10 protein-coding genes and 1 pseudogene are annotated in these 11,990 nt (G+C 69.1%); 8 read left to right on the top strand and 3 right to left on the bottom strand.

From position 1 onward, the window contains the following. The 3 genes from ACFWPJ_RS12975 to ACFWPJ_RS12965 form a co-directional block, all read right to left on the bottom strand. Positions 1–600, bottom strand: a 600-nt coding sequence (locus ACFWPJ_RS12975; protein ID WP_378850416.1) for an alpha/beta hydrolase, incomplete at its 3' end; no start/stop codon positions are given. A 282-nt stretch (positions 601–882) separates the two neighbouring features. Continuing rightward, a complete protein-coding gene (locus ACFWPJ_RS12970; protein WP_378850413.1) occupies positions 883–1,899 on the bottom strand; it encodes an XdhC family protein in 1,017 nt (338 codons plus the stop codon). 14 nt (positions 1,900–1,913) lie between these two features. Next, on the bottom strand, positions 1,914–2,510 hold the full coding sequence (locus ACFWPJ_RS12965; protein WP_378850411.1) for an NTP transferase domain-containing protein: 597 nt from the start codon (positions 2,508–2,510) through the stop codon (positions 1,914–1,916). Positions 2,511–2,635: 125 nt separating this feature from the next. On the opposite strand from ACFWPJ_RS12965, the gene uraD reads away from it, so the two are divergent. The 8 genes and pseudogenes from uraD to alc all read left to right on the top strand — a co-directional run. Next, positions 2,636–3,130, top strand: coding sequence for a 2-oxo-4-hydroxy-4-carboxy-5-ureidoimidazoline decarboxylase (gene uraD / locus ACFWPJ_RS12960; RefSeq protein ID WP_378850408.1), 495 nt, complete (start codon positions 2,636–2,638; stop codon positions 3,128–3,130). Next, on the top strand, positions 3,127–3,444 hold the full coding sequence (gene uraH / locus ACFWPJ_RS12955; RefSeq protein ID WP_378850405.1) for a hydroxyisourate hydrolase: 318 nt from the start codon (positions 3,127–3,129) through the stop codon (positions 3,442–3,444). Before uraD ends, uraH begins: the two co-directional genes overlap by 4 nt. Positions 3,445–3,452: 8 nt before the next feature. Continuing rightward, complete coding sequence (gene pucL, locus ACFWPJ_RS12950) at positions 3,453–4,358, top strand: factor-independent urate hydroxylase (protein WP_378850402.1); 906 nt, start codon at positions 3,453–3,455, stop codon at positions 4,356–4,358. After that, positions 4,346–5,710, top strand: a complete 1,365-nt coding sequence (locus ACFWPJ_RS12945) for an 8-oxoguanine deaminase (RefSeq protein ID WP_378850400.1) — start codon at positions 4,346–4,348, stop codon at positions 5,708–5,710. Before pucL ends, ACFWPJ_RS12945 begins: the two co-directional genes overlap by 13 nt. A gap of 119 nt (positions 5,711–5,829) precedes the next feature. Continuing rightward, complete coding sequence (locus ACFWPJ_RS12940; protein ID WP_378850397.1) at positions 5,830–6,675, top strand: FAD binding domain-containing protein; 846 nt, start codon at positions 5,830–5,832, stop codon at positions 6,673–6,675. A gap of 17 nt (positions 6,676–6,692) precedes the next feature. Next, the gene (locus ACFWPJ_RS12935) at positions 6,693–9,770 is read left to right on the top strand and encodes a molybdopterin-dependent oxidoreductase (protein WP_378850394.1); all 3,078 of its coding nucleotides are present in this window, start codon (positions 6,693–6,695) and stop codon (positions 9,768–9,770) included. Then, positions 9,767–10,996 (top strand): DUF6986 family protein, encoded by a 1,230-nt coding sequence (locus tag ACFWPJ_RS12930; RefSeq protein WP_378850391.1) that lies wholly within the window; start codon positions 9,767–9,769, stop codon positions 10,994–10,996. Before ACFWPJ_RS12935 ends, ACFWPJ_RS12930 begins: the two co-directional genes overlap by 4 nt. Before the next feature lie 195 nt (positions 10,997–11,191). Continuing rightward, positions 11,192–11,990, top strand: a pseudogene (gene alc / locus ACFWPJ_RS12925) (allantoicase); the annotation flags it as partial.

Below are 11,990 nucleotides of genomic sequence, written 5' to 3'. Positions count from 1 at the left end.
GGCGATCTGCGCGCAGCCGCTGTAGGCGGCGACGGACTTGAACAGCCCGGGCTTGGCCTCGGCCAGCTGCAGCACCGAGGTGCCGGAGGTGGACAGCCCGGCCAGCGCGTTGAGGCCGGTCGAGTTGAGGGTGGCGTCGAGCAGCGGCGGCAGCTCCTGGGTGAAGAAGGTGGTCCACTTGTTCAGACCCAGCCGCGGGTCTTCCTGCTTCCAGTCGGTGTAGTAGCTGCCGCGGCCGCCGATCGGCTGGATGACATTGACCTGCTTGTCGGCGAGGAAGCCAAGCGCGTTGGTCTGCGCGGACCAGCTCGCGGAGCCCTCGCCGGCGTCGAGGCCGTTGAGCATGTAGAAGTTGGGCGCGGGCTTGGACTCGTCGACAGGCCGCTGCACGTCGATGGTGATGTCCTTCTTCATCGCCGCCGAGTACACCTTCAGATGCCAGGTGCGACCGTCCTTGACGACGGACGACACGGCAGAGGGCTTCTCGGGCTCGGCGGATGCGGCGCCGCCCGCGGCGATCACGCCCACCGACAGGGCGGCGGTCAGAGCCACGGCGGTGGTGCGCAGGGCGGCCACGTTGCGTAGTGCAGAGAGCTTCATCGAACAGTCGGTTCCCAGTCCACGGGCCCTGTCGGCCCCGTCATCGCAGTGTTTCCCCCTCGGCCGAGCGGTAGGCGCTCGACGGCCGTAGGGCTGTCAGATCCTCCGACACTCTATGTCCTCCGGCGGGATAATTTCGTTACCGGTGCAGAATTGTCGGTGACTTCACGCACGATTGCGGACCGCGAATAACAGTCCGGATTCGCAAATGCCGCCGTAATCAGCCGCTTTATGGACGATTCACGTCACAAGCGATTCCAGATTGCCGAGTTCGGTCATGCCCTAGATCGCCAGGCCGACGGCCGCCGATCCGTAGTCGCGGTGGGCGGCCAGGCGCAGGCCTGCCCGCGAGGCCAGGAAGTCGGCGGTGACGAAGACGGCGGTCTCGGCGGGCGTGCGCGGGCCCGACTCGAGCCCGGCGGGCACGTGCAGGCGGGCCAGGGTCGACTCGTCGAAGCCGCCCGCGCGCAGGTCGTCGAGGCGGCGGGCCTGGTCGGCGGGGGTGCCGAGGGCGGCGAGGTAGCCCAGTTCGGGCAGGCGAAGGGCGACGGTGAGCAGCGGGATCTCGAAGCGCGGCTCGTTGGCCAGCACGACAATGCCTGTGCTGCTGTCGATTTCGCCCGCGGCCGACAGAGTGTTCAGGTAGCGGTGCGGCCAGTCGACGACGACCTCGGCGCCGGGGAACGAGGCCGGGTCGGCGAACTCGGGACGCGAATCGCAGATGCTGACCCGGTAGCCGATCATCCGCGCCTGGGCGGCCAGGGTGGCCGCATAGGCGTTGGCGCCGAAGATGATCAGGCGCGGCGGCGGGCAGTAGGACGCGACGAACAGATCCGACTCGGGCAGGGCGACGAGCTCGGTGGCGTGCTTGCGATCGGTGACCAGGTGCTGGCCGATGACATCGGGGTCCTGATTCCACACCACGGTGAAGACGGTGACCCGGCGATGGGCCTGGATGTCGGCGGCGATCGCGGGGAATTCGGGAAAATCGCGGCAGGAGAACGGCTCGATGAAGATGTCGACCAGCTGGCCGTCGTCGGAGACCGATTCCATTCCGGTGATCAGACTGTAGCGACGTAGTTGCCGCACCCCGGTCTGCGCGGCTTCCAGTGCCGCGGCGTAGACGGTCTCTTCCAACCGCCCGGACGCGATGGATCCGAAGACTCCGCCATTGGGTGTGACGAGCATTCCCGACCCGATCGGCAGCGCGTTGGTGCCGATGGTACGGACCACCGTGGCGAGGCCACCGGTGCGGCCCGAATGCCACACTCGCAGAAGGTCATCGACGATATCGCGCATATCTCAAACTCCGATCATCGTGCGCCGACTTCCGGGAAATCGCGATCGGCCCCTGTCGCCAAGTCGTCGCACGTGACGCACACCATATCCTGTCGACCGCCCAAATAGGAACCGGCACCGATATCGCCTGCGGACTCTGCCGAAATGGCGTCCCAGTGCTTGTTCTCGATCACAACGGGGTGTCCGGGTGTGTTGTAGAACACACCACGGGCTAGACCGCTCTCGCTCGCGCGGGCCGCGGCGAGCACTCGGGCGACGACATCGGCCCCGATATCGGGAATGTCGACGGGCAGGAAGGCGACATAGCGGGTGCCCGCTTCGGCGGCCGCGCGCAGGCCCGCGCGCACCGTCGCGGAGAGTCCGGTGGCCCAGTCGTCGACCCATCGCCACGCGGTGTCCGGCGGCAGTCCGAGGCGGGCCGGATCTGGTCCGGTGGCGCCGAGCGCAACGATCACCGGATCGCAGCCGCCGTCGCGCAGGGCGGTGATCGCCGAGCGCAGCCAGGCGCCGTTCGCGGCGAGTGCCTTGGGTTTGCCGTAGCGGGTGCCCGCGCCCGCCGCGAGGACGATGCCGGTGCACGCCGACGGCATGGGCGGGTCGATCTGGGGCATGGCGGTGAAATTAATAGGGCAATGTTGCCGGTCGATTACAGCGGGGGAGCACAAGGACGACGACACGCCGACGTGACTGAGTGCGCAACGGTGGCGACTGCCGGGGGATGGGCGATGCTGGATCGATGACGAGCGATGCGATCGGCCTCGCGGGATTCAACGCACTGCCGGCCCCGGCCGCCGAGGCGGCATTGCTTTCCTGTTGCTCCGCACCACGCTGGGCGCGGGTGGTCGCCGCCGCCCGTCCCTACGCCACCGCGGAGTCGTTGTTCGATGCCGCCGACGCCGCGCTGGCCGGGCTCGACGACGCCGAGATCGACGAGGCGCTGGCCGGTCACCCGCGGATCGGCGACCGGCCGACCTCGGTGGCTTCGGCAGGCGAACAGTCGGGGGTGTCCGGTGCCGAGGTCACAGCAAAGCTCGTCGCGGGCAACCGCGCCTACGAGGCGAAGTTCGGCCATATCTACCTGGTCTGCGCGGCAGGGCGTAGCGGCGAGGAGCTGCTCGCCGTTCTACGGGCGCGGCTGGACAACGATCCGTCGACCGAAAGGCGAGTTATGCGTCGCGAATTGGCGAAGATCAACCGGCTGCGTCTCGCGCGAACGGTGGCGGGAGAGTGACCGGCCTCAGCACGCACGTCCTCGACGCCGTGCGCGGGGTGCCCGCCGAAGGCGTCGCGGTCTGGCTGATGCGCGGCGACCAGCGCCTGACCGAGGCGCTGACCGATGCCGACGGTCGGGTCACAGAGCTCGCGGCCGGGCTCAATCCAGGTGACTACCGGCTGTTCTTCGACACCGGCAGCTATTTCGCTGCGCAGGGCATCGAGACTCTCTATCCGGAGGTCTGCGTCGCGTTCACGGTGGGTGAGCAGCCGCATCTGCATGTGCCGCTGCTGTTGTCGCCGTTCGCCTATTCCACCTACCGAGGGAGTTGAGCAAGCGGATGGCACTGAGTGGCCCGATCGTGTTGACCGACAACCGTTATGGCAAGGCCGAGAACCGGGTTGTGAGATTCTACAAGGAGAACGCGCGCCATGAGATCCGCGATGTGAATGTCTCGACCACCCTGCGCGGCGATTTCGCGGCGGCTTACATCGAGGGCGACCAGCGTCATGTCCTGCCCACCGATACCCAGAAACACACCGCCTTCGTATTCGCGAAGAAGCCGGGCCTGGACACCGTCGAGGACTACGCGATCGCGCTGGCGAAGCATTTCGTCGACACCGTCGAGCCCGTATCGAGCGCGCGGATCGACGTGGATTCCTATGGGTGGCAGCGGGTCTCGGTGCATGGAAACGAGCACGACCACACCTGGGTGCGGCGGGGCCCCGAGGTGCGCACCGCCGCGGTGACCGTGGCAGGCGCCGGCGACGCGCGGCAGACGTGGGTGATCGGCGGGATCAAGGACCTCGTGCTGCTCAAGTCCACCGGCTCGGAGTTCGCCGACTTCCTCACCGACGAGTACACGACGCTGGCCCCCACCCACGATCGTGTGCTCGCCACCTCGCTGATCGTGCGGTGGCGCTTCGCCGAGATCGGCGGATTCGACTGGGACGAGGTGTACGACGGCATCAGGGCCACGCTGCTCGAGCTGTTCGCGACGACCTACTCCAAGGCATTGCAGCAGACGCTGTATGCGATGGGAAACGCTGTGCTGGAACGGTTCCCGGTGCTGTCCGAGATCCGGCTGTCGGCGCCGAACAAGCACCATTTCGAGTACGACCTGGCGCAGTTCGGGATCGAGAACTCCGGTGAGGTCTGCTGGGCGGCGGATCGTCCGTACGGCTCGATCCACGCGACGTTGCAGCGCGCGGACGCTCCCGAAGCGGGGCTCGCATGGCTGCCGTGAGCGATCTGGTGATCGATGGGTGCGCGGTGGTGACCGTCGACGCGGCGGGTACCGAATATCGTGACGGCTGGGTGACGGTGCGGGGCAATCGGATCGATGCTGTCGGTGAGGGTAAGCCGCCCGCGTTCGGGCCCGAGGTGACGCGGATCGACGGCCGCGGGTGCGTGCTCACGCCCGGTCTGGTGAACACCCATCACCACCTGTACCAGTGGATCACCCGTGGCCTGGCCGCCGACAACACCCTGTTCGAGTGGCTGACCATGCTGTACCCGGTGTGGGCGCGGATCGACGAGCAGTCGGTGCGGGTGGCGGCGACCGGTGCGCTGGTCTCGCTGGCGCGCACCGGCTGCACCACGTCGTCGGACCATCACTATGTCTTCCCGCGTGGTGGCGGTGACCTGCTCGCGGCCGAGATCGGCGCGGCGTCGGCGGTCGGGCTGCGATTCCATCCGGCGCGGGGGTCGATGGATCTGGGAGAGGGCGAGGGCGGGCTGCCGCCCGACGAGGTGGTCGAGTCGATCGACGACATTCTCGCCGCGAGTGCGACGGCGATCGAGCAGTGGCACGACCCGTCCTTCGACGCGATGGTGCGGGTCGCGCTCGCGCCGTGCTCGCCGTTCTCGGTGACGGGGGATCTCATGCGGGAGTCCGCGGCGCTGGCCAGGTCGGCCGGTGTCCGCCTGCATACCCATCTGGCCGAGACCGACGACGAGCTGGACTTCTGCCTGGCGAATTTCGGGTGCACGCCCGCGCAGTACATGGAACAGCTGGGCTGGCTGGGCTCCGATGTCTGGTTTGCCCACGCCGTGCACCTCGACGATCCGGCGATCGCCGCGATGGCGCGGACCGGGACCGGCGTCGCGCACTGTCCCACGTCCAACGGCAGGCTCGGGGCGGGCATCGCGCGCACCGCGGATCTGGTCGCGGCGGGCGTGCCGGTCGGCCTCGGTGTCGACGGCGCGGCCAGCAACGAGTCGAGCTCGATGATCGAGGAACCGCGCAATGCGCTGCTATACGCGCGGTCCGTCGGCGGGCCGCGGGCGATGACCGTGCGCGCCGCGCTGGAACTGGCCACCATGGGCGGTGCGCGGGTGCTCGGGCGGGACGCCGAGATCGGGTCGATCGAGCCGGGCAAGCTGGCCGATCTGGCGCTGTGGCGGCTGGACACGCCCGCGCACGCGGGGATCGACGATCCGGTTGTCGCGCTGGTGCTCGGGTCGGCGCCGCCGTTGGCCGCGCTGCTGGTGAACGGGCGTGAAGTCGTGCGTGATGGTGTTGTCACGACGGTGGACGAGACCGCGGTCGGTGCCGATGTCGCCCAGGCGCAGGCCACGCTGCTGGCCAGGGCGTAATCGGCGCACACTGGATGACGAACACCGGGTTAACCACCCCGCGATCCGGCGCGGGGTGTCGCGCAACATCGTGGCAACTCCAGGCCCCTACTGTGGCTGGTGAGGCAAGCGAGGTGAACGTGGATCTGGACACTGTTCGGGAGGTGGTTCTCGCCCGCGAACGCGCCGACCTGGCACAGGTCGGCCCGGGTAGCGCGGTCCTGTCGGGCGGCACCTTCCTGTTCTCCGAACCGCACGACCACCTCGACCGGCTGATCGACATCACCACGCTCGGCTGGTCACCGCTCCTGGAGCGCTCCGACGGCCTCGAGATCGCCGCGACCTGCACGCTCGCGCAACTGGCAGGCGCCGGGCCGGGCCGGGAACTCGGGTCGGCGGTCCTGCGACCGGAGTGGCCTGGCACCGCGCTGTTCGCGCAGGGCTGCCGGGCGCTGCTGGCCTCGCACAAGATCTGGCGCACGGCGACGGTCGGCGGGAATGTCTGCCTGTCGCTGCCCGCGGGCGCTGTCCTCGGTGCGCTGGTCGCGCTGGACGCGACGGTGGTCATCTGGCCGCGTGGTGGCGGTGAGCGTCGAATTCCTCTGCGCGACTTCGTCACCGGGGTCGGTGAGAATGTCCTTGCCGCAGGCGCGGTGGTGCGGTCCTTCCTGATTCCCACGTCAAGCCTGTTGGCGCGAACCAGTTTTCGCAAGATCGCGCTGGCTCCGCTCGGTCGTTCCGGTGCGGTGGTGATGGGCAGGCGCACCGCCGACGGCCGGTGCGCGATCACCATGACCGCGGCGACGGTGCGACCGCTGGTCCTCGACTTCGATGCTGTGCCAGGTGGTTTCGATGTCGCCGCCGCGCTGGCCGAGATCGAGCCGGAGCTGTGGTTCGACGACCCGCACGGCGCGCCGGACTGGCGCGCGCACGTGACCGGGCTACTGGCCGTCGAGGTGGCCGCCGAGCTCAGGGAGGCGGTGTGAACTCAGGTGACGGCCGCATGAGGCTGAACATCGACGGCCGCGGGGTCGAGGTGACCGCCCGGCCAGGCCAATGCCTGCGCACCCTGCTCCGCGAACAGGGCGAACTCGCCGTCAAGAAGGGCTGCGACGCCGGCGATTGCGGAGCCTGCTCGGTCCTCCTCGACGGTGAACCGGTCCACTCCTGCTTGATCCCCGCCTACCGCGCCAAGGGCCGCAGTGTGACGACGGCGGCCGGGCTGGGAGTCGACGGTGGCCCGAACCCGGTGCAGCGCAGCTTCGTCGAGCATGCGGGTTTCCAATGTGGTTTCTGCACTGCGGGAATGATCGTCACAGCGACGGGCCTGTCCGCCGGCCGGCCTGTCGATGGCGACTCACCAGTGTCGGCATCCCCGGTCACAGATGGCGAGCGCGCCGAGCTCCTGAAGGGAAACCTATGCCGCTGCACTGGCTACCGCGCGATCGCCGACGCCTTGGAGTCCTGTGCATCACTGTGCACAACTTCCCGAAAAGCTCCTGCGCCTACACCGAGACCTGTACCCACACCGGCGGGTGATCTGCCGACGGGACGATCGACAGTCGGCGCGATCGCAGGTGGTCCTGCCGTTGGCAAGCCGGCTCCGTCGATCTCGGCTGATTCTCCCGGTGACAGGAACGAGCTCGTCGCCGCGGGGCCTGCGGTCGGCTCGTATGTGAAGGGTGCTCAGGCGGGCGGCGAGCGCACGATCGTATCGGCTGGTGAAGGACCGGAGGTCCGGGATTCGGCGGTGCGGGCTGTCGCGGCGCGGGTCGATGGGGCGATGCGGGGGAAGTATGGTGCCGGACAGATCGGGGATGGGGTGGGGGCTCCGGCCGGGGTGCGGATTGTGCGGGGTGGGGAGGCGTTCACGTTCGACGTGGTGCCGGGGGCGGGGGCGCAGATGCCGCCGAGTGCGCCATGGCATCTGGCTGTGCTGGCCAGTCCGTATCCGCATGCGCGCATCGTGTCCATCGATCTCGCTGCGGCGCAAGCGATTCCGGGGGTGCGGCTGGTGCTGACTCATGCGGATGCGCCTGCGACGGCGTTCTCCACGGCGCGGCATGAGTTGCGGGAGGACGATCCGGACGACACGTTCGTGCTCGATCGGACGGTGCGGTTCGCGGGGCAGCGGGTGGCCGCGGTGGTGGGGGAGACGCTGGATGCCGCGCGGGCGGGGGTGCGTGCGCTGCGGGTCGAATACGAGGCGCTGCCCGCGGTCTTCGACCCCGAAGCCGCATTGGCCGATGATGCCCCGAAGCTGCATGCCGACAAGCCGGAGTCGGCGCGCATCGCGGACCGCGATCGCAATCTGGTGGCCGAGATCCACGGTGGAGTCGGTGATTTCGACGGAGGAATCGAGCAAGCCGCGAAAGTAGTGCGCGGGGTGTGGCATTCACCGCGCGTGCAGCACGTGCATCTGGAGACCCACGGTGGCATCGGCTGGCTCGACGACGCGGGCAGGCTCGTCGTCCGGACGAGTTCGCAGGTGCCGTTCCTGGTGCGCGACGAACTGTGTCACGTGTTCGGGCTCGACCGGGACCGCGTGCGGGTGTTCACCGCCCGGGTCGGCGGTGGGTTCGGGGCGAAGCAGGAGATGCTGGTCGAGGACCTGATCGCGCTGGCGGTGCTGCGGACAGGGCATCCGGTGCAGTACGAGTTCACTCGCACCGACGAATTCACCTCGGCCCCCTGCCGTCACCCGATGCGGGTGGCGGTGACCGCGGCCGCCGACGCGGCGGGCATCCTGACCGCGCTCTCGGTCGACGTCCTCTCCGACACGGGCGCCTACGGCAATCACAGCGCGGGTGTGCTGTTCCATTCTGTCGGCGAATCGGTGGCGGTGTACCGCTGCCCGAACAAGCGGGTCGACGCACAAGCGGTGTATACCAACAACGTTCCCTCCGGCGCGTTCCGCGGCTACGGGCTGGGGCAGGTGATCTTCGCCGTCGAGTGCGCGATCGATGAGCTGGCCCGCGAACTCGGGATCGATCCGTTCGAATTCCGCCGCCGCAATGTGGTGGTCCCCGGCGACCGGTTCACCGGCGCCGAAGTCGACGAGGGCGACCTGACCTTCGGCAGCTACGGCCTCGACCAGTGCCTCGACACCGCCCAGCAGGCGCTGCGCCGCGGCAACGGCGTCACCGCGCCGCGCCCGGACTGGCTGGTCGGCGAGGGCATGGCCGTCGCGATGATCGCCACCGTGCCACCGCGCGGCCACCGCGCCGACGCCACCGCACGCCTGCACGCCGACGGTTCCTACGAGATCGGATTCGGCACAGCCGAATTCGGCAACGGCACCACCACCGTGCACGCCCAGCTCGCCGCGACCGCACTCGCCACCACGGCCGACCGGATCACAATTCGCCAGTCCGACACCGACGTCGTCGGCCACGACACCGGCGCCTTCGGCTCCACCGGCACCGTGGTCGCGGGCAAGGCCTCCTACGCGGCCGCGCTGGAACTGCACGCGATGCTGCTGGCCAGGGCCGCCAAGATCAGCGGGCACCCCGAACGCGACTGCCTGCTCGAAGCGGGCGGCGTGCGCTGCGGCGACGAGCTGATCACCGCTGCCCGGCTGCTGGCCGACGGTGACCTCCTCGCGCACGGCACCCACGCGGGGACCCCGCGCTCGGTGAGTTTCAACGTGCACGCCTTCCGGGTCGCCGTCCGTCCGAGCACCGGCGAGGTGCGGATTCTGCAATCGATCCAGGTGGCGGACGCGGGCACGGTGCTCAACCCGGTGCAGCTGCGCGGTCAGGTGGAGGGCGGGGTCGCCCAGGCGCTGGGCACCGCGCTCTACGAGGACATGCGCACCTACCACGGTGTGGTGACCACCCGGACGCTGCGTCACTATCACATTCCGCAGTTCGCGGATCTGCCCCGCACAGAGGTCTATTTCGCCGAAACCAGTGACGAGCTGGGCCCGCTGGGTGCCAAATCGATGAGTGAGTCTCCCTACAACCCGGTGGCACCGGCCCTGGCGAACGCGATCCGCGATGCCATCGGCGCCCGACCGGACCGACTGCCGATGACCGCCGACCGGGTGTGGCGAATGATCGAGGAAGGAGCCGCCGGGTGAATTCCCATCTTCCCGAGCACATCCGCGCCCGCATCGAGGCGAGGCTCGACGCCGTCGACGCCGAGCTGCGGACGCGCTACCCGGGAGCGGGTGACCGGGTCCAGCCGGTGCACACCGCCTATGTGGGCGCCGACCGCGCCACCGCCGCCACCCCGGCCGACTGGGGCGCCACCGCGCTCGACCTGCTGCACCGGCACGCCGACTTCCTCGTCGGGCTCGATGTCACCAACGCGCTGCCGGCTGTCCGGCGCAGGCTTACCGAGCAGCCGGTGCAGGACCTGCGGATCGACTTCGAGGACGGCTACGGCTTCCGCGCCGACGAAGAGGAAGACGCGGCCGCGACTGCCGCGGGCAAGATATTGGCGAGCTGGGCCGGAAAGCCCGGCGCCCCAGACTCATTCGGTATCCGTACCAAAGGTTTGGCCGCGAACGAGCGCAGGCGCGCACTGCGCACTCTCGAACTCGTGCTCGACGGGGCAGGTGGAGTGCTGCCCGGCTTCGTCTTCACCGTGCCGAAAATCCGAGCGGCCGATCAGGTCTCGGCAATAGTCGACCTGTGTTCCGGCATCGAGCGTGGCAACGGTCTGCCCGATCGGACCCTGCGCTTCGAACTGCAGATCGAGAGCCCGCAGGCGATCATCGCGCCCGACGGCAGCGCGCCGATCGCCCGCATGATCGCTCTCTCGGACGGTCGTTGCAGCGCACTGCATTTCGGCACCTACGACTACACCGCCGCCTGTGGCATCGCCGCCACCGACCAGGCGCTCGACCATCCGGCGGCCGATCACGCCAAAGTCGTGATGCAGGTGGCCGCCGCGCAGACCGGGGTGTGGATCTGTGACGGCTCCACTCAGATCGTCCCCGACGACGACCCCGAAGGCGCGTTCCGCAACCACCATCGCCTGGTCGAGCGGGCGTTGCGCCGCGGCTACTACCAGGGCTGGGACATGCACCCCGGTCACCTCGTCACCCGCTGGCTGGCGACCTACGACTTCTTCCGCACCGCCACCGACGTCGCGGTCCCGCGCCTGCAGGCCTACCTGGACCGGCGCTCCGGTGGTGTCGTCGACGAACCGGCAACGGCGGAGGCGTTGTCGACGACGGTGCTGCGTGGCCTCCGCTGCGGCGCAATTGCCGAGGAGGAATTGCATTCCCGTGCACCGGAACTCACTGTGCCGATGCTCGAGGCATTGGCCGCGCGCCGCCTACCACCGCAGGAACAGTGATGGCGCGCACCGAAATTCGCAGCCCGATGCGGCACCGGCAACCGCGAATCGGGTGATGCCCATGCCTGATCCATCGCAGGTGGCCGTTCGCGCGGTGCTGAGTCGAGCCCCGGCGCGGGGCGAACGCACACACGCGGGAGTCGAACAGGCAGACGCCGGGCGCCGCCCACGGCACCGGAGGAAACAGGAGGCACGGTGAGCGAATATCGGGGCAGCGAAGACTTCACGCTCCTACCCGATCTGGCGGTGCGGCCGCTCGGCGGCTCGGTGATCTGGGCGAACGACGAGTTCTTCGCGGAGAAGGAGAACCTGGTCAACCCGGGCCCGGCCGAATACCGGCCGTCGACGTTCGGCAATAAAGGTCAGGTCTACGACGGGTGGGAAACCCGCAGGCACCGTGGCACACCCGGTGACGACAGTGCGATCGTGCGGCTCGGTGTGCCCGGGGTGATCCGCGGCGTGGTGATCGACACCGCCTGGTTCAAGGGCAACTATCCGCCGGAGGTATCGCTGTCGGCACTGGCGATCGACGGCTACCCGCCCGCCGACGAGATCGCCGCGCGGACCGACTGGGTGCCCCTGCTCGACCGGGTGAAGGTGGGCGGTGACAGTCGCAATACTTTCACTGTCGACAGCGATAACCGCTGGACCCACGTGAAACTCACCATGCACCCCGACGGTGGCGTCGCCCGCCTGCGCGTGCACGGCGAAGGCAGGCCAGACCCGGCGCTACTCGGTCTCGGCCCGCTCGACCTGGCCGCGCTGGAGAACGGCGCGCTGGTACTCGACTGCTCGAATCGCTTCTACAGCTCGCCCAACCAGCTGCTCTACCCGGGCCTCGCGCGCGTCATGGGTGACGGCTGGGAGACCGCCCGGCGTGGCGGGGGCGGAAACGTCTGGGGGCGGATCAAATAGGCGGGCGCCGGTGCGAGCGCGCGCGCCGAGCGCGACACCCCCAGCGTCCTCGCCACACACCCCCGCGCCGCCGCCCACC

It is taken from the genome of Nocardia sp. NPDC058497 (assembly GCF_042720195.1).
Taxonomy (GTDB): Bacteria; Actinomycetota; Actinomycetes; order Mycobacteriales; family Mycobacteriaceae; genus Nocardia.
Note: the sequence above shows the minus strand (reverse complement) of the source record. Positions and strands in the feature narration are given on the sequence as shown.

Coding starts and splice junctions, on each gene's coding strand:
- ACFWPJ_RS12970 (WP_378850413.1), bottom strand. CDS start 1,899: ATGCGCGATATCGTCGATGACCTTCTGCGAGTGTGGCATTCGGGCCGC.
- ACFWPJ_RS12965 (WP_378850411.1), bottom strand. CDS start 2,510: ATGCCCCAGATCGACCCGCCCATGCCGTCGGCGTGCACCGGCATCGTC.
- uraD (WP_378850408.1), top strand. CDS start 2,636: ATGACGAGCGATGCGATCGGCCTCGCGGGATTCAACGCACTGCCGGCC.
- pucL (WP_378850402.1), top strand. CDS start 3,453: ATGGCACTGAGTGGCCCGATCGTGTTGACCGACAACCGTTATGGCAAG.
- ACFWPJ_RS12945 (WP_378850400.1), top strand. CDS start 4,346: ATGGCTGCCGTGAGCGATCTGGTGATCGATGGGTGCGCGGTGGTGACC.
- ACFWPJ_RS12935 (WP_378850394.1), top strand. CDS start 6,693: ATGAGGCTGAACATCGACGGCCGCGGGGTCGAGGTGACCGCCCGGCCA.